Consider the following 17,302-nt stretch of genomic DNA (forward strand, 5'->3'; position numbering starts at 1 on the left):
CCCTATCCGCATGAAGCGCCAAGCCGGTCTATTCGCGTCCCCCGATATGCGCGGCGGCATTCCTTGCTGCAACGCGTCCGGGATGACGGACAAGAGGGAGTATAAGGCGGCGGCGAACCCGGGGGATAACTATTCACCAACACTAAGCAAAAGTGCTGTTTTTCAACAGAAGTGATGAATTTTCGACGCAGCGGCTCGTCCTATGCGGGCGGAACCGTCAGCGCAGCAAATCCACAATTTCCGTCATGACCGTGAGATGCTCCCGAGCGAAATTGCGGCAGCGCTCCGGCGACCAGCCGTGAACCTTGTCCGGGTTCACATTCGCGTCCTTGAAAGGCATTTCGAGGGTCATGGAAAGACAGTTCCAGGTCTCGGCCACATAGGAATTGGCGATGTCGAGATTAGCCTTGCCGGGCGCGGCCGGCGGATAGCCTTGCTTGGTCTGGAAATCTTTCGAGATGTCCAGCAAACGGGACGAATAGCGGGTGAACAGCTTCTCATGACGCTCATCCCATGACGGAATGCCAAAAGTGTTATCGAGGAAGTTGTTGGGAATCGCTTCGTCCCCATGGACATCGAGAAAGAAATCGACCCCTGTCTCGCGCATTTTTTCACGCGTGAGAAAGACTTCCGGGCTTTCCTCCATGGTCGTATTCCGCCAGGCGCGATTGAGGTCTTTTCCCGCGGCGTTGGTGCGCAAATGTCCGCGCTTGGCGCCGTCGAGATTCATGCAAGGCACGATATGAAGCGTCGCCTTTTCGAGGAGGGTCTTTGCTCCGGCATCGTCTTCATCCGTAAGACGCTCCAGAAAGCCTTCCATCCACCAGGAGCCCATGGTCTCGCCCGGATGCTGGCGCGCGATCACCCAGAGGTGCCGCGGCCCCTCACCGGCCTTGAAATAGTGAATCTCCTGACCGTCCAGCGTCTCGCCGAGGACTTCATGTGAAAGCGCCGGCGATTCCTTGATGTTCTCGATATAGGTGCGATAGCGGCTCGTCGGATAGGGCGCAAAATAGGCGTACCAGATCTTGTCCGCTTCCGGCGCGTGGCGGATCGCCAGCTCGCGCCCGTCAAAAGACGTATTCACCCGGAACCATTCATCCTGATCATAGGACGCGACGGCGCGATAGTCTTTCCAGCCGCCCTGATAGGATGCGCCATGAGCGTTGGTGAGGCGCATGACAAGGTTTTCCCCCTCGCCGCCTTCAACGCAATAATAAAACCACTGAAAGAAATTGGCTTTGCCGTCGGGGCGGATCTCAAGCTCTATGTTCGACGGATTTTCGGCGTTCTTGCAGATGATATTGCCGCTGTCGAAATCGCTTGAGATCTTGACCATTTCTTCCCTTCAGGGCAGCGCCCGTTAGTCTTTCTTTTCCGTGATCGGCATGACCACGCGGATGTGGACATCTTTCAACTGCTGATCCGTCGCCTCGATCGGCGCATGCAACAAGAGGTCTTCCGCCTGCTGCGTCATGGGGAACATCGTGACTTCGCGGATGTTCGCCTGATCGCAGAGCAGCATGACAATCCGTTCGATGCCCATGGCGCAACCGCCGTGAGGGGGGGCGCCATATTTGAACGCGTTCAACATGCCGCCGAACTTGTCTTCAACCACTTCCTTGCCGTAACCGGCGATGTCGAAGGCTTTATACATGATATCGGGGCGATGGTTCCGGATCGCGCCGGAGCCAAGCTCATAGCCGTTGCAGACAAGGTCATACTGATAGGCTTTGATGGCGAGCTTTTCTTCATCACTCGCCGCCGCTTCCAGCACCTGAAGCCCGCCCTGGGGCATCGAGAACGGGTTGTGACCGAACTCGACCTTCTGGTTCTCCTCATCCCATTCATACATGGGGAAATCGACAATCCAGGCGAGTTCGAACCGGTCTTTGTTTGTAAGCTCAAGTTCTTCGCCGATAACAACGCGTGCTTTCGCCGCGACCGGGAGGAAGTCCTCCGGCTTGCCCGCAAGAAAGAACGCCGCGTCGCCGGCTTTCATGCCAAGCTGCGCGCGCACGGCTTCAGCGCGCTCAGGCCCGATATTTTTTGCGAGCGGGCCTTTCACTTCGTTTTCGTCGAAGATCATGTAGCCCATGCCCGGCAGGCCTTCCTTTTGCGCAAAGGAATTCATGCGGTCACAGAACGCGCGGCTGCCGCCGCCCGGCGCCGGGATGGCCCGGATTTCGTTTTTCGGATCGGCGTCGAGGATTTGGGCGAAAATCTTGAAGCCCGATCCGCGGAAATGATCGGACACAACATGCATTTCGATGGGACATCTGAGGTCCGGCTTGTCCGTGCCGTATTTCAGCATCGCCACATCGAATGGGATCAGCGGGAACGGATATTTCGTCACGCTGCGCTCGCCGGCGAAGGCTTTGAACGTGTTCTCCATCACCGGTCCGACCGCATCGAAGACGTCTTCACGCTCGACGAAGCTCATTTCGAGGTCGAGCTGATAGAACTCGCCTGCCGACCGGTCAGCGCGCGCATCCTCATCGCGGAAACAGGGCGCGATCTGGAAGTAGCGATCGAAGCCCGAGACCATGATGAGCTGTTTGAAAATCTGCGGCGCCTGGGGCAGCGCGTAAAACTTGCCGGGATGAAGACGCGATGGCACGAGGAAATCGCGCGCGCCTTCCGGTGACGACGCTGTCAGGATCGGGGTCTGGAACTCGGTAAAGCCCGCCTTCTCCATGCCGCCGCGGATTTCACTAATGATCTGTGACCTGACCATGATGTTCCGGTGCAGGGTCTCGCGGCGCAGATCGAGATAACGGTGGGTCATCCGGATGTCTTCCGGATAGTCCGGCTCGCCAAAGACCGGCAGCGGCAGCTCATCCGCACTGGACAGCACCTCAAACGAGTCAAGGCGGACTTCGACCTCCCCCGTGGGCAGGTTCGGATTCACCACTTCGGCGTCCCGGGCGACCACCCGGCCGTCGATCATGATGACGCTTTCCTGGCGGACGCGCTCCACTTCAGCGAAGAAAGACGCCTCAGGCTCCACAACAAGCTGGGTCAGCCCGTAATGGTCGCGCAGATCGATAAAGAGGAGCCCCCCATGGTCGCGCTTGCGATGGACCCACCCCGAGAGGCGAACCGTCTCGCCGACTTCGGTTTTGCGCAATTGTCCACAGGTGTGGCTACGATAGGCGTGCATTCTATTCCCCACTGAATTTGGTCGCGCCGGAGTGGCGAACGCGTCATGCAATGTCAAGGCCGCTCGGGGCCCGAACTGGACAGCCACGGGGCGTCGGCGGGTCTCAGGGCCGGGGCAACGGAGATGCGTCAAGCACACTGGACATTATGCACTTGAGATACCAAAGGGCATTAATTTAATCGGAGGACCTACGGTTGACGAATCGTTAAAACTCGGCCAAAGAGCGAAATGAGCGGGAATAATTCCCTTATTCGTTGAAAGGCCGAGTCTCGGAAATGTCTGGCGCCGACCAAAATCGAGATCCAAGGGAGATTGCGGCGGCAGTTTTGAGGACTGACCGCGAAAAGCTCCTTGAGGATATGGCCGTCTCGCCCTCCGAGGAAACGCGCAAGGAGCTATTGGCAAGCGTACGCGCATATGACCGCGTGATTTCCTACACGACTAGCGGCACTGTTTCAGTTGTTCTCCCGCCATCCTCGAACACTCCATCGATACCGCCTGTGCGCTATGGCGGCGGCGTCGAAGAAGAAAATCCAACCGATGCGGAAGTGATAGCCTCCCTTCCACTTCAAGATGCCTGCGTTCAGGTTCTCGAAAAGGAGCAGGAGAAAGCGAAATACGCCGTGAGGCGCACGACCAAGGAGGTTTTGGCCTACCTTCGGGCGCTAGACTACGAATTTACACAGAAAAACGAACTCAATGCGGTTCAACACGCCCTTACCCGTGTTGAAAAGCGCACCGGCGAAGTTGTCAAAGTAAGCTCCGCCAAGTGGACGCTGGCGCGCATGTATAGCGCCGAGGAACTGGAAAAAATTCGGCGCAATTCCAGCGGTTACTATCCACACGACAAAAAAAAACACAGTGACGCTGTGAAAGCGAGCATTGAACGCATGCGTTCGGAGGGGCGCTTGGTTGGCGGGCGGCCCGTGATTTCTCCAGAAGTTTGGGCTTATGTCGCAGACCTTTGGAAGGAACAACCTAAACTCTCGCCGACTAAGATCGCCAAAGAGGTCGAAAAGAAATTCGGTCAGTCAATTTCGTACGGTACGTTCTACAAATGGCGCGATGGCCTCAAGGCCGGAAAACCCTATCCGCCAGAATGGGCGCAGCACTTCGGAGTCGAGGTTGAAACGGCGCCTCCGGATCAGCCCGAAGAGCGTCTGCGGCTGGTGAAGTCGTGACAGGTATTGTTTCAACAGTTTCCGCCAGCGGTCCTCCGCTGAACGGAAAAGGGGCCCCATCGGGGACCCCTTCCACCGGCGAGGGTGCCACCTCGCCAGATATTCACACCAACCAGGGCCTGCGCGCCTAGAAAGTGAGAAACCCTATGTGGCAAGCGATCAGATTAAATAAACAGGGCCAAGGCTCTGCATAGCATCCGAAGCTCGATTGCCCGTGGCGGAATTTATCCGCCACGGCTTTCCTGCTTGGAATCGCCGAAAATGTCAAGGAATCCGCGCCTTATGCCCCGGAAGGCTAAGAAAAAGAGCCAAAGACAAGACGATGAGGTCGCCTTAAGACGCGATGCTGTCATTAAGCGGATGTTGAATACGCCTCCAAAAGAACAACCAAAGCCCAAGCCCGGCAGGAAGCCGGGGCGCCCCGTTGCGGGCTCCCCTTCCAATAACGGAGAGAGCAATGCCTGATTTTGTGCAGTGGAAGAAAGATATTGAAGACTTGCGAGATGCCATCAAAGTTGAATGGGCGCGCGTCGATGAACCAATGTCCACAGCAGAGCGGGCCGATTACAAAAAGGCCCTACTCGATGACATGAGCAAACTTGGCAACATGATGCGCGAGTATAACGACGCAAAACAAATAGCCAGCAAGTAAACTTTATTTTGTCCGCCACCGGGCCTTTTTGTTTGACCCCTTAAGCTTGCGCGGCTTCCCGTCCAGAAGTTGCTTCATATAAAAGACGCTTGCCGACTGTGGCCTTGATGGCCTTCTCCGTGCGCTGCGTGTCATCAATGCCGAGCGCCGCGCGATTGGAATAGCGGAAATCAAATTCCGAAAGATAGCGATGAAGGTGCTTTTTATCGCAGTGCTGATAAACGCCACGCATTCCGCGTTTGAAAATTCCGAAATAACCTTCGATGGTCTGCGTATGAATGGTGTTGTCCTCGCGGTTTACATATTCGTCTTGCGCGTGACGAACGGATGAATGCTTGGCGTAGCCTTTGCCGAGCGGCATGTAGTGGCGCGCCTCGTCCGTCATAAGATGGGCTTCGCGCGCAAGGTTTTCTTCTAGGATCGGCTTAATGGTCTTTGCGCTGATGTTATCGACAACGTAGCTGCGGGCACGGCCTGAATTGCGGTCAACCAGAGCAACGATCTTGCACATGTTGTGCATCGGCGTCCGGCTCTTTGGCGCATCGGGATCGCGCCCCAGAAACGTTTCGTCCGCCTCGACCATGCCGCCGCCGGAGCCCATGGAAGGCTCGAAGTCTTCCGGGCGCATGGCCTCGCGAATACGGTGCGCCATGAACCATGCCGTCCGGTAGGAGCCAAAGCCAAGGTTGCGGTGAAGCTGGGCGGCGCTGATGCCTTTTTTCGAGGAGCACATCAGGTGCGTGGCCAGTAACCACTTATGGAGCGGGATATGGGACCGCTCGTAGATCGTGCCGATGGTCACGGAAAAGGGCTTCCGGCATTCCTTGACCTTGCACTTGTAGAGGCCGGGGCGCGTGGATTTGCCTTTCAGAAGGGTCGAAAATTCATCGCCTACCACGCCACAATGGGGGCAGACCCGGCCATCCGGCCAGCGCAGCGCCTCATAGTGAGCCCGGGCGGCTTCTTCATCGTGGAAAATCGCGTCTGTGAGTTTCTTGGCCATTGTTTCTCTCCAATGACCAAAATATGGGGTTTCAGGTGTGGTATGTCAAGTGAATAATGTCCAGCACACTTGACATTAAAGGTTAACAATCCTGGCCGGATCGGCTCATTTTCCACAGACGGCCCCGCTCGCCGCAATCAACGCCAGCCGCGCCTTTTTGCAGCGCCGAAGGGCGCTTGCAGGGGCCCTCGCGCGCCGATAGAAGCGCCCTTCATGCAAGTTATCTCCACCACAGACGAATTGGCCCGGTTTTCTAAAGCGCTGCGCGAGCGGCCCTTTGTGGCGGTCGACACCGAATTCATGCGGGAAAAGACCTATTGGCCGATCCTGTGTCTTATTCAGGCGGCGGCCGAAGGCGAAGAGGCGATTATCGACCCCCTCGCCGACAAGCTCGACCTGTCGCCTTTTCTTGAATTGATGACCGACAAAAAGGTGGTGAAGGTCTTTCACGCCGCTCGCCAGGATCTCGAGATCTTTTACCGGCTCATCGGCGATGTGCCGGCGCCCCTTTTTGATACGCAGATCGCCGCCATGGCCTGCGGCTTTGGTGATCAGATTGGTTACGAGCCGCTGATGCGCACGCTTTTGAAAGCAAAGATCGACAAGGGCTCGCGCTTTACCGACTGGGCGCGCCGTCCCCTGACCGACGCGCAGCTCGCCTATGCGCTCTCTGACGTCACCCATCTGCGCGACGCTTTCCCGCTTCTGACTGAAACTCTTGAGAAGCGGGAGCGCCGGCACTGGGTTGAAGAAGAAATGAAGGCGCTCAATGACGGGAACCTTTATCATGTACAGCCCGAGAACGCCTGGAAACGGCTGAAGTTGAGAGGCGTGCGCCCCAAGGAAATCGGCGCCGTCATGAAACTCGCTGAATGGCGTGAGCGCGAAGCGCAAACCAAAGACACACCGCGCAGCCGCGTGCTGAAAGATGAATCCATTTTCGAACTCGCCCGTCTTCAGCCGAAGGACCCAAAATCCCTCGCCCGCGCGCGGTCAATTCCCTCCGGCTTTGAGCGTTCAAGGTCTGGCGCGGCCATCGTCAAAGCGATCACGGAAGGGGTGGAGATACCGCGCGACAACTTGCCTGCGATCGAAAAAGTGGAAAAGGAAAAAGCGCCGGCCGATGTGGTGGAGCTGTTGAAAGTGCTCCTCAAACGCCAATGCGAGGCGTTTCATGTCGCGCCGAAGCTGATCGCATCGAGCGCTGATATTGAGGCTATAGCCCTTGACGATGACGCCGACGTGCCCGCGCTGCACGGCTGGCGCCGTGACGTCTATGGCGAAGCAGCGCTGCGTCTCAAGCGCGGCGAAATCGCCTTGAAACTCAAAAAAGGCGCGGTGGAAATTATCGAGTCTCAGGGCTGATGCGTCACCCTCGCTCTTGCGCGTCTTCAAAACACACGCATGAATAGGACCATGAGCAATTTTGAATTAGCCCATCTTGAAAAATTCGGCGCGGCGCCGATTTTCGTCTTCTGCGACCATGCCTCAAACGCCATGCCGGCCGCGCTCAATTGTCTGGGCTTGCCGGAGGACATCCTCAAAACGCATATCGCGTGGGATATCGGCGCCGGCGCCCTCGCCGCCGGCCTCGCCCAAAGGCTTCAGGGAACGCTCTTTCGCTGCGAATTCTCACGCCTCATCATCGATCCCAACCGCGCCATTGGCACACAAGACATTATTCCATCCACAAGCGATCAGATTCCGATTCCCGGCAATCAGATGTTGAGCGACGAGGACTGCAAGGCCCGCATCGATACATTTCATATTCCGTATCATGACCTTCTGGACGCTGCGCTTGATGACATCATAGCCTCTTCCGGCGAGCCTTTTGTCATATCGGTTCACAGTTTCACCAATCGCCTGATGGGCGCCGCCGAAGACCGTCCGTGGTCCGTAGGGCTTCTCTGGCGGGAAGACGAACCATCCGCTCGGCAAATGATTAACCATCTGGAACGGGAAACCGACTGGCGTATCGGGGACAATGAGCCATATGACGCGCGCCAGTTTAATTATTCCGTTGACCGCCATATCGGACCCCGGTCACTATCCCATATCACTCTGGAGGCGCGCCAGGATTTGATCTCGGACAATGAGGGCGTCGCCGAGATGGCGGATCTTCTCGCCGCAGGAGTGCGCAAGATCGTCTCTTAGGCTGAGACGACAGGAATAAACGGGAGGCCGGCTCATGCTGCCTGCGCTGACGTTAGGGGTTGAGGAGGAATATCTTCTCATCGATCCAAAGACCCGCGACCTTGTCCCGGAGCCTTCTCCCGATTTCATGAAAGACTGTCACGACCGTCTGGGCGAGCGGGTGACACCGGAATTCCTGAAATGCCAGGTCGAGATCGGCACGCCTGTCTGCGCCGATATTTCCGAAGCGCGTCACCACCTGACCGCGCTGCGTTCCGCGATCATCAACACCGCCGAAAAACACGGAATGAAACTGATGGCGGCCTCAACCCACCCCTTTGCGCAATGGGGGCGGCAGAAACACACATCGGCGCCGCGTTATGACCTTCTCGATGCGGATATGGGCGGCGCCATCCGGCGTATGCTGATCTGCGGCATGCATGTGCATGCCGGCGTCGAAGACAAGGAACTGCGCATCGATCTCCTCAATCAGACGCGCTATTTCCTGCCGCATCTTCTCGCGCTGTCCACGTCCTCGCCGTTCTGGGGCGGCCATGACATGCAAATGCGCTGCTCACGCCTCGGCATCTTCGACTCCATGCCGCGCACGGGCATTCCCGACCGCTATGAAAGCTGGTCGGAATATGAACGCATGATCGAGCGTCTGGTGCATGCCGGCGTCATGGAGGATTCGACAAAACTCTGGTGGGACATGCGCCCAAGCGCGCGCTTCCCGACGCTGGAAATGCGCATCACCGATGTCTGCACGCGCCTTGAAGACGCCCTTTGCATCGCGGCGTTTTATCAGTCGATCCTGCGCATGCTGGCGCGCATCAAACAGAAAAACATGCGCTGGCGCATTTACCCGCGCATCATGCTGGAGGAAAACCGCTGGCGCGCCCAGCGCTATGGCTGCAGCAAAAGCATGATCGATCTCGGGCGCGGGGAATGCCTGCCTTTCGGATCGCTGATCGAAGAGATTATCGAAATCATCACCGAAGACGCCGTTGCGCTCGGCTGTCTTAAAGAGATTCAACATGCGCGAACGATCCTGAAGCGGGGCACCAGCGCCTGTCGTCAGGTCGAGTTATTCGCCAAGGCGCGGGCGCATGGCGCAGACGACGCCGAAGCCTTGATCAAGGTCGTGGATATGCTCGTCGAGGAAACCGCGGCGGATCTGCCGGAAGCCACCTGAAACGCTCGAAAACCTCAAAAAAACTGAAGAAAAATAATCGGGTGGCGGCCCTTGCGGGGCCCGCCCGGCTTCGCTATACCCCGCTTTCCCGTTCGCGGGGCGCGCCGGACGCGCCCATCCAAACGCAGCGGGCCCGTCAGATCATCCTATCCGGAGCCGATCTGCGAAGTTGGCGCGGGGTGGAGCAGCCCGCCCGTCCGCGAAGGCGGACAAGTCAAAATCTGCTCCTCGGTGATTGTCGTTTTGGCGATGGTCGCAACAGTTGGCGCGGGGTGGAGCAGCCCGGTAGCTCGTCAGGCTCATAACCTGAAGGTCAGAGGTTCAAATCCTCTCCCCGCACCCAATTTTTTTTATCATCGCCTTCGTGACGACTTCGCTTGCCTGGCGAGATCGGCGAAGAAGCACGCAGTCTTTGGTCTGCAACATGCACCCTATGGGTTTGCTGTCTAATTTGGCTAAGCATCTACTTGTCTTCATTGTTCCGCTTGTTGAGAACTGCAAACATTGAGATAATTATAGTTAGCCCTGTTAATACAAATCCACCAACGATTGCAGTGAACCAAGTCACGCCTTCTAGAATACGACCGATGAAAGCCACAACCGGCCACCCAACTAGAAAATGAACTATCAATCGGACAGCCAAGGCAGAATCAAAGTTCTTGAACACTGAGTCTATCTCCTCCGCATGTACATATGCGAGAGCTTATATCATCAAATCCGTTCCCGCTTCGGGAATACCGGATTGAGCGTTGATCGAATTTTCGATCGTTGGCTCCTAACCTCATTTTACCGCACCCAATTACATTCACCTTTTTCCAGATTTGCGCGCCTGCCTGGCTAGATCGGCAAGAACGCCTTCGCGCAAACCTCGATCAGCGACACGGATGCGGCGCGCCGGCCATTCGGCCTGCAACGCTTCAAGAATGGCGCAACCTGAAACGACAAGATCAGCGCGTTCTTCGCCGATACAAGGCTCGGCTGCACGCTCCGGGAAACTCATGGCGCATAATTTCGACGTCACCGCTTTTGCGTCATCGATGGTCAACCAGAGCCCATCAACCCTGTCACGGCGATAGCGTGCGAGCTCCAGATGCACGCCAGCGATAGACGTGACGGTGCCTGATGTGCCCAAAAGATGCGCTTTGTCATTTTCAAAAACATCTTTCAGACTGGCGGGATCGCCGATTTCCGCCACAGACTTGCGCACATCCTCAACCACCGCAGCATAGGTTTCGGCGCTCATCTCATGGCCGCCCCATTTTTCGGCGATAGAGACGACGCCGAATGGCAGCGATGTCCAGGCGGTGATCTCCGTTCCGCCAGCTCTGCGCCGCACCCAGGAAAGCTCTGTCGAGCCGCCGCCAATATCGAAAACAAGGCCCGCTTCAACATCCTCATCGAGCAGGTCAGCGCAGCCGGCGACGGCGAGCCGCGCCTCTTCTTCCGTCGTGATGATGTCGAATTTCAGCCCGGTTTCCTGCGTCACTCTGTTGAGAAATTCAGCCCCGTTATCGGCGCCGCGGCAAGCTTGTGTGGCGATGCAGCGCATATGCGTCACGCCGCGCCGATCTATTTTATCCGCACAGACCTTAAGAGCCGCGATCGTTCGATCCATCGCCGCATCGGAGAGGACGCCGCTTTGCGACAGCCCTTCTCCGAGGCGGACAATCCGTGAAAAAGCGTCGACGATCCGGAATCCGCGACGGTGCGGCGAGGCAATCAGCAAACGGCAATTATTCGTGCCAAGATCAAGCGCTGCGAGCCGCACCGAATGTCGACGCCGGCCGCGATGCGATCCAGAATTCTTTTCCCTGGATTTGGAAGACGGCTTGTGATTAGGCCTTTTTTCTTCACGCTTTTGACGGTCTTCACCGCCAGCGCTTCCCCCGCGCTTACCGTCACTCATCATTCGCGTCCTCGCTGGAGCCGTCATCCGGCTCTGATGTTGACGGGAATGTTAGTCGGCGCCGGTCGCTGCGGCAAGTATCAGGCCGGCGCAGGCTTTTAGCCTCGCAACCGGCTGGCGACGCTACAGAATCATGAACAGGCAGGCAGGCGCCGGTTTCGTCTCACACTGCGCCGCCGATTTCGCCGCCGCCGGCTCATAGCCAATGGCGATGGCGAGCGCGATAAACGCCGCCGCCGCTAACGCAATCATTACGATCCCTTTCGCCATCATCGCAAACATCGTCATGTCTCTCTCCTTGTCCGTGCAATGAAGATGCACGTTCCCCGTCTCCGCCCGCATGACGGGCATCCCTCTTTAAAGTCGTTCAGGTTGCTTTTTTGGTTCAGGCGCCGCGTTCGAGGTCGTTGAACGCTTTTCTTAATCCGTATTCGCTTGAGGTCACCGCATATTCGAGATCTGCGATGCGCGCATCAAGCGCCCGGAACCGGTGCTTCAATTCCGAAAACGTCGCCTTTGGACGTTCTGAAAAGGTGCGCCAGAACCGTTCCGTTTCTTCATCGCGAAAGTCCGTTTGCGGCGGCAGGTCTGTGTCCGCTTTCATGAACACCGCCGCAGCGAGATAGGCGATCGCCGGCATCGGAAAGAACATGATGGTTGCGAGGATCGAAATGATCCGGACCCATTTCAGGTTCCAGCCGAAATACTCCGCAAAGCCTGCGCACACGCCCGCAATCTTGCCCCGCCTCGTATTGCGGCGCAGCCGATGAAAATTCGGCCCCGGTCCAGGCTGGCCCGCGCGATACGCATAGCTGTCGCGATCACGCCAATGATGATGGTGATGGTGGTGATGCTCAGGCATGGGGGCGCTCCGGATAGTCTTTGCGCCAGTCCGGCGCTTCCTTGTCGAGAATGGTCTCCAGGGCGTCCACACGGCGTTCCAGGCGCTGCGCGGTTTTCCAGAGATCGTCCACCAGCCGCTCATCATCTGTTGAGATGGACTTGGTCTTCCTCAGCTCGGTCCGGTAGTGCAGGAACACCGCCGGACAGGCCACGAAGATGATCGCAACAATGGCGACTGGCCCCAGTAATTCCTCCATGGCGTAAGCCCCTTCCTGTTCTCTTAGTTTTGCCCACCGCTAGAGGTGCGGTTCGCAACGCGTTGTTTCAAGGCTTCAAGTTCCGCGTTAACCGCATCTTCCGCCTCAAGCTCGGCGAATTCGTGCTCGAGCGTGCGGGGGCGGCCCAACGCCCAGCTTTCCGCTTCGGCCTCCAGCTCGTCAATCCGGCGCTCATAGCGGTCGAACTTGGCAAGCGCCTCTTCAATACGGCCGTCATTGACCTGCCGGTTGATGCGAACGCTGTCCGATGCGGCGTGGCGGCGGATTTCGAGAGAGCGCTGTTTGGCGCGCGCCTCTTTCAGTTTCGCCTGGAGCCGCGAAAGATCATCATTGGTCTTGTCGACGGTGCCGTCGATGGCTTTCAGCTCGCCCTCAAGCAGACCGATCATCTCTTCGGCCTTGCGCTTGGCGGCCACTGCGCCGCGAGCAAGATCGTCACGGCCTTTGGCGATGGCCAATTCCGCCTTTGATTCCCACTCTTTGGCGCGGCGGTCGAATTCATCCTTCTTGCGGGTGACTTCCTTGCGATCCGCCAGCGCCCGGGCCGCGTTGGAGCGGACCTCGACAAGGGTGTCTTCCATCTCCTGAATGATCAGGCGTACGACCTTCTCCGGATCTTCCGCCTTGTCGAGCATGGAATTGATGTTGGAATTGATGATGTCGCTCAGTCGGGAAAAAACGCCCATGGGTCGAACTCCTAAAAAATGATGCCGCCGAGAATGAAACCGAGGAAGAACGCGCCCCAGGCAAAGCCGGCGCGGCCGCGAAGCGCTGTATGCATGCGCTGCTCCCAATCGCGGTCTTCATATCTTTAATATCGGCTCATCGTCTCAGTCTCCTCAGCGTTTGGGTTGTTGATTAACCCCGTCTGCTTCACCTATTGCGAAAGCCGTGCCAACTTTGGACAACATCTATAACTAATTGTTTTTACTGTAATAATTATTTTACCGACAAGACTGCGCTTGCATTTTAAGGCAATAATTACCAGTATTTTGGTATTATTTCCCCTTACATAGTGGTAATTTTCACCTATGAATTTGCAACCAAGCCCCCCTGAACTGATCGGCCAGTCCCGCGCCTTTCTGGACGCCCTGGACCATGCCTCACGCATCGCAGGCGTCGAACGCCCTGTTCTGGTGATCGGCGAGCGCGGCTCCGGCAAGGAACTCCTGGCCGCGCGCATTCACTTCCTCTCCGGGCGCTGGGGCGGACCGCTGGTGAAGGTGAATTGCGCCGCCATGAATGAAACGCTGCTCGAGAGCGAGCTGTTCGGTCATGAGGCCGGCGCCTTCACCGGGGCAACCAAACGTCATCAAGGGCGTTTCGAACGGGCGGAAGGCGGCACGCTGTTTCTCGACGAGATCGCCTCAGCCTCTTTGCGTGTTCAGGAAAAGCTGCTTCGCGTCATCGAATATGGCGAATATGAACGCATCGGCGGCGAAGAAACGCGCACCACCGATGTTCGGGTCATCGCCGCCGCCAATACGGATCTGCGGGTGAAAGCCGAACATGGCGAGTTCCGCGCTGACCTGCTCGACCGCCTCGCTTTCGATGTTGTCGCTGCGCCGCCTTTGCGCAAGCGTCAGGACGACATCATGCTTCTGGCCGCGCATTTCGCCAGTGCGGCGGCCGGCGAGTTAGACATCGCCTTCCCCGGCTTTTCGCCCGAAGCCGCATCCGCCCTGAAAAACCACGCTTGGCCGGGGAATGTCCGTGAGCTGAAGAATGCGGTGGAGCGCGCCGTCTTTCACTGGGCCGACCTTGACGGCGAAGGTCCCGTTGAAAATGTCGTGCTCGATCCGTTCGAGGCCGCCTTCGGACCGCTGGCGGAAGCGGTGCCCGAGACGCCGGCGCCGGAACCGCCGGTAGCCGCATCAGCGCCCGGCGCCCGCTACGATTTGCGCGCGCATCTGAACGGGATCGAAAAAATGCTGGTTTCTGAAGCACTGGCCGCTCATGGCGAAAGCCAGAAACGCGCCGCCGATGCGCTCTCCCTCACCTATGACCAGATGCGCGGCCTCGTGCGCAAACACGATCTGACCTGAAGCCGGGCGGACTTAGCCTTTCACCGGCGGGTCATCCCGGAACCATCCGGTCACGGCGCGGCGCACGCCGCCGGCGAAACTCGACACCTGCGTAACCGTATGCAGATATTTGATGTCGAAAATGGTGAGCACATTATAACGCGGCAGATATCCTTCAGTGATGTCCTGCTTTTCATTCAGGAACAACAACAGCCCGCCCCAGTCAGGCTGCCAGTCTTTCGTCATCCCGAGAACATAAGCCGCGCGTCGTTCGCGATCGTCGCCAAGATCAAGGTGACGCGTCAAAAAATGCGACGGGCTATAGGCGGTCGCATGCGCATCCGCCTTGGTGATCCGTTCAACGCCGGTGACGCGCCGACCGAGACCGAGCCAGTCCGGACTATTCACAAACTCTGTAATTGTATGGATCGGATGGCCCGGATCCCAGCCATTGAGATAGGCCTCAATCAGCGGATAGGTATGATAGAAAAAGCCGCGATTTTTCCGTGCACGCAACATGATATCCTGAAACATGGCGTCACGCTGCTGCTTCGGCATCGCGGAAAGCTGGGCTTGCGTAAAATGCACCGGCTTGTCATTGGCGTCCGTCGCCAGAACACGCCAGGGCAAATTGCCGGAAAGAATTGAGTTGAGCGTTTCCGCTGACGGAGGCGTCAGTACGTCCGGAATTTGAACGATGCCGCGCCTGGCGTAGATCTCGGCATATTTCGCCAGATCGAGCGCCGGATTAAGCCGCCATGTATCGACTGTGATCGCCATAGGCGATGCCTATCTGAAAAATGGATTGTCGCCTAGCCGCCCTGGCGCCGCAATTTATCGCGGCGGCGGTTAGAACTGCCCTTTGGTGATGACCGTATCGGTCGCCAACAGCGTTTCCGGATTGATCGGCGCCTTGCCGGCGGCGCGCTGGTAGTATGGAGTGAAATCGCAGTCGCAAATCTCGAAAAGCTGCTCGAAACTATCGATCACAAAATAGGTCTTCTGAAAATCATCGACCATGTAAGCCGTATTCAAAACGCGCTCGAGATCGAAAGCGACGCGGTTCGGCTTTGAACTTTGCACTGAATAAATAGTCTCGTCCTTCGATGACAGCATGCCAGCGCCAAAGGCGCGCAAGCCGTCTTTTGTTTTGATCAGGCCGAATTCGACAATATACCAATAAAGCCGCGCCAGCATTTTCTGCGCGCCGTGTTCAATCGCCTTGGGCCCGCCGAGGCCGTATTTGCGCATATATTCCGCAAAAACCGGATTTGACAAAAGCGGCACATGTCCGAAGAAATCGTGGAAAATGTCAGGCTCGACCAGATAATCGAGTTCATGCTCTTCGCGCATCCACCAAGCGACAGGGAAACGGCGATTAGCCAGATGATTGAAGAAGACATCGTCGGGAATAAGGCCCGGCACGGCGATCAACTGCCAGCCCGTAGCGTCGCCCAAAACCTTGTTGGCGTCTTCCAGCCGCGGGATCGCGTCGCCGGCGTTCAGCTTTTCAAGACCGTCAAAATATTCCTGCGCCGCAAAACCCGGCAGCAGCTTTTTCTGGCGGTCATAGAGGAAACGCCAACGCGCCTGCTCCGCCTCCGTGTAGCGCTCATAAGGCTGCTCCACGGTGTAATCCGCGCGCATATGCTCGTAATCGCCGCGCAGCGCGTGGCTGGTGTTCGCGGCGAAAGGATTCTTCGGGGCTGTGGCGGTGGAATTGGTCATTTCGTTCATAGGTTGTAATTTAGGCATTAAGATCGGGATTTCTTGCCAGATTTATTGAAAAATAAGAGAATTTTGATATATTTTCCTGTAATTACTGAATAAACAGGAATTTTTCCCGTGATTGACGATATCGACAAGAAAATCCTCGCTCTGCTTCAACGTGACGGCCGCCTGACCAACGCCGAGATCGCGGAAAAGGTTGGCCTTTCCGTCTCCGCCGCCCACCGCCGGGTGAAACAGCTTGAGGCCTCAGGCGTTATCAAGGGCTATGGCGCCAAGGTCGACCGTTCAGCCGCGGGGCTCTCCCTTCTCGCCTATGTTTTTGTAAAGCTCGACTCGCATGCGGAGGATCATCTCGCTGCATTCGAAAAACAGGTGAACCTGATGGACGAGGTGGTGTCCTGCTCCGCCGTTTCCGGCGGCGGCGATTACATCCTGCAGGTCGTGGCGAAAGACATGGATAGTTTCGCGGAGGTGGCGCTTAAAAAACTGGTGCGCCTGCCCGGCGTGAAGGACTCCTCGTCCCACTTTGTTTTGTCGAACATGAAGGAAGCCGCCGGCTGGCCGCTATCCGTCTAGGGCGAAACGGACAGCGGCCGCCGGAAACATCAGGCTTTGGGGCGTAAAAAAGCCTGACGCTGTGCAAAAAGCGACAGTTCGGCGCTTGTCAGCGCACCATTCGCATTGAGGTCTGAAGACGCGAAAATCGCGTTCTGCAAACCCAAATACTCCCCCTGCTGCATTTTGCCGTCTTCGCCTGCGAAGGCGTAGAAGGTGTGGCGGGCGACGGCGTCAATGCGCGTCTGCTCTGCATCGCCGAGCGCCAGCGGCGCCGAGATCGGCAGGGCGACGGTTTTAACGCTTTCACCGTCCTCCACCGAAATAAACCCATTGAGATTGGCGAGCTCCGCCGTGACAACGGTCATCGCCGCAAATTCGTTTACGTCGAGGACGTCATCGCCATTGCGGTCTGCGCGAGCGAACACAGCTTGTGCATGAGCTGCCGCTTCAGACCGTGACAGGGCGGTCAGCGCGCCATCGTCATAAGCGCCGCCCGGCTTCAACCCTGCATAAGAAGCAGCGGCGACAGCGACGGTCGCAAAAGCGGCGGTGACGGCGTTCATCAAGATGGTGGCGGGCATAGCGTCCTCTCCTCGTCTCTCGCATGCTAGGAGTAAGCGCCGATCTGGACCGAT

The 17,302-nt window shown here is 57.3% G+C and carries 18 protein-coding genes and 1 tRNA gene; 8 read left to right on the forward strand and 11 right to left on the reverse strand.

Going from position 1 to position 17,302, the window contains the following annotated elements:
* Positions 1-217 precede the first annotated feature (217 nt).
* Both ACFC5L_RS11245 and aspS read right to left on the reverse strand, forming a co-directional pair.
* The gene (locus ACFC5L_RS11245) at positions 218-1,339 is read right to left on the reverse strand and encodes a M14 family metallopeptidase (RefSeq protein ID WP_375202845.1); all 1,122 of its coding nucleotides are present in this window, start codon (positions 1,337-1,339) and stop codon (positions 218-220) included.
* Between the two features lie 24 nt (positions 1,340-1,363).
* Positions 1,364-3,163: an aspartate--tRNA ligase gene (gene aspS, locus ACFC5L_RS11250; protein WP_375202844.1), complete on the reverse strand. Its 1,800-nt coding sequence runs from the start codon at positions 3,161-3,163 to the stop codon at positions 1,364-1,366.
* A gap of 275 nt (positions 3,164-3,438) precedes the next feature.
* Here aspS and ACFC5L_RS11255 point away from each other — a divergent pair, with 275 nt between their 5' ends.
* Both ACFC5L_RS11255 and ACFC5L_RS11260 read left to right on the forward strand, forming a co-directional pair.
* A complete protein-coding gene (locus ACFC5L_RS11255; protein ID WP_375202843.1) occupies positions 3,439-4,344 on the forward strand; it encodes a helix-turn-helix domain-containing protein in 906 nt (301 codons plus the stop codon).
* A gap of 457 nt (positions 4,345-4,801) precedes the next feature.
* A complete protein-coding gene (locus ACFC5L_RS11260; RefSeq protein ID WP_375202842.1) occupies positions 4,802-4,996 on the forward strand; it encodes a hypothetical protein in 195 nt (64 codons plus the stop codon).
* 40 nt (positions 4,997-5,036) lie between these two features.
* Here ACFC5L_RS11260 and ACFC5L_RS11265 read toward each other — a convergent pair whose 3' ends face one another.
* Positions 5,037-5,999, reverse strand: coding sequence for an IS1595 family transposase (locus ACFC5L_RS11265; RefSeq protein ID WP_375202841.1), 963 nt, complete (start codon positions 5,997-5,999; stop codon positions 5,037-5,039).
* Between the two features lie 213 nt (positions 6,000-6,212).
* Here ACFC5L_RS11265 and rnd point away from each other — a divergent pair, with 213 nt between their 5' ends.
* The 4 genes from rnd (at position 6,213) to ACFC5L_RS11285 (ending at position 9,670) form a co-directional block, all read left to right on the forward strand.
* Complete coding sequence (gene rnd / locus ACFC5L_RS11270; RefSeq protein WP_375202840.1) at positions 6,213-7,364, forward strand: ribonuclease D; 1,152 nt, start codon at positions 6,213-6,215, stop codon at positions 7,362-7,364.
* A 51-nt stretch (positions 7,365-7,415) separates the two neighbouring features.
* On the forward strand, positions 7,416-8,153 hold the full coding sequence (locus ACFC5L_RS11275; protein ID WP_375202839.1) for an N-formylglutamate amidohydrolase: 738 nt from the start codon (positions 7,416-7,418) through the stop codon (positions 8,151-8,153).
* A 34-nt stretch (positions 8,154-8,187) separates the two neighbouring features.
* Positions 8,188-9,327: a carboxylate-amine ligase gene (locus ACFC5L_RS11280; protein WP_375202838.1), complete on the forward strand. Its 1,140-nt coding sequence runs from the start codon at positions 8,188-8,190 to the stop codon at positions 9,325-9,327.
* Positions 9,328-9,593: 266 nt separating this feature from the next.
* Positions 9,594-9,670: transfer RNA gene (locus ACFC5L_RS11285), tRNA-Met, on the forward strand.
* Between the two features lie 462 nt (positions 9,671-10,132).
* On the opposite strand, the gene ACFC5L_RS11290 is transcribed toward ACFC5L_RS11285, so the two are convergent.
* The 5 genes from ACFC5L_RS11290 to pspA all read right to left on the reverse strand — a co-directional run bounded on the left by ACFC5L_RS11290 (position 10,133) and on the right by pspA (position 13,040).
* On the reverse strand, positions 10,133-11,236 hold the full coding sequence (locus ACFC5L_RS11290) for a Ppx/GppA phosphatase family protein (protein WP_375202837.1): 1,104 nt from the start codon (positions 11,234-11,236) through the stop codon (positions 10,133-10,135).
* Positions 11,237-11,356: 120 nt separating this feature from the next.
* A complete protein-coding gene (locus tag ACFC5L_RS11295; RefSeq protein WP_375202836.1) occupies positions 11,357-11,521 on the reverse strand; it encodes a hypothetical protein in 165 nt (54 codons plus the stop codon).
* 97 nt (positions 11,522-11,618) lie between these two features.
* The gene (pspC, locus tag ACFC5L_RS11300) at positions 11,619-12,095 is read right to left on the reverse strand and encodes an envelope stress response membrane protein PspC (protein ID WP_375202835.1); all 477 of its coding nucleotides are present in this window, start codon (positions 12,093-12,095) and stop codon (positions 11,619-11,621) included.
* Positions 12,088-12,333 (reverse strand): envelope stress response membrane protein PspB, encoded by a 246-nt coding sequence (gene pspB, locus ACFC5L_RS11305; RefSeq protein WP_375202834.1) that lies wholly within the window; start codon positions 12,331-12,333, stop codon positions 12,088-12,090. The genes pspC and pspB overlap by 8 nt, the downstream gene beginning before the upstream one ends.
* A 23-nt stretch (positions 12,334-12,356) precedes the next feature.
* Positions 12,357-13,040 carry a phage shock protein PspA gene (pspA, locus tag ACFC5L_RS11310; protein ID WP_375202833.1) on the reverse strand — a complete coding sequence of 228 codons (684 nt, stop codon included), beginning with the start codon at positions 13,038-13,040 and terminating at the stop codon, positions 12,357-12,359.
* Between the two features lie 345 nt (positions 13,041-13,385).
* Here pspA and pspF point away from each other — a divergent pair, with 345 nt between their 5' ends.
* Positions 13,386-14,399, forward strand: coding sequence for a phage shock protein operon transcriptional activator (pspF, locus tag ACFC5L_RS11315; RefSeq protein ID WP_375202832.1), 1,014 nt, complete (start codon positions 13,386-13,388; stop codon positions 14,397-14,399).
* 12 nt (positions 14,400-14,411) lie between these two features.
* On the opposite strand, the gene ACFC5L_RS11320 is transcribed toward pspF, so the two are convergent.
* Together ACFC5L_RS11320 and phhA are read right to left on the reverse strand one after the other, a co-directional pair.
* Positions 14,412-15,158, reverse strand: coding sequence for a 2OG-Fe(II) oxygenase (locus tag ACFC5L_RS11320; RefSeq protein ID WP_375202831.1), 747 nt, complete (start codon positions 15,156-15,158; stop codon positions 14,412-14,414).
* A gap of 69 nt (positions 15,159-15,227) precedes the next feature.
* On the reverse strand, positions 15,228-16,106 hold the full coding sequence (gene phhA, locus ACFC5L_RS11325) for a phenylalanine 4-monooxygenase (RefSeq protein WP_375202830.1): 879 nt from the start codon (positions 16,104-16,106) through the stop codon (positions 15,228-15,230).
* Positions 16,107-16,223: 117 nt separating this feature from the next.
* On the opposite strand from phhA, the gene ACFC5L_RS11330 reads away from it, so the two are divergent.
* Positions 16,224-16,685: an Lrp/AsnC family transcriptional regulator gene (locus ACFC5L_RS11330; RefSeq protein WP_375202829.1), complete on the forward strand. Its 462-nt coding sequence runs from the start codon at positions 16,224-16,226 to the stop codon at positions 16,683-16,685.
* 29 nt (positions 16,686-16,714) lie between these two features.
* Here ACFC5L_RS11330 and ACFC5L_RS11335 read toward each other — a convergent pair whose 3' ends face one another.
* On the reverse strand, positions 16,715-17,248 hold the full coding sequence (locus ACFC5L_RS11335; RefSeq protein WP_375202828.1) for a hypothetical protein: 534 nt from the start codon (positions 17,246-17,248) through the stop codon (positions 16,715-16,717).
* Between the last annotated feature and the right edge of the window lie 54 nt (positions 17,249-17,302).

Origin of the sequence: Hyphococcus sp. (assembly GCF_041986965.1) — a bacterium.
GTDB lineage: Bacteria > Pseudomonadota > Alphaproteobacteria > Caulobacterales > Parvularculaceae > Hyphococcus.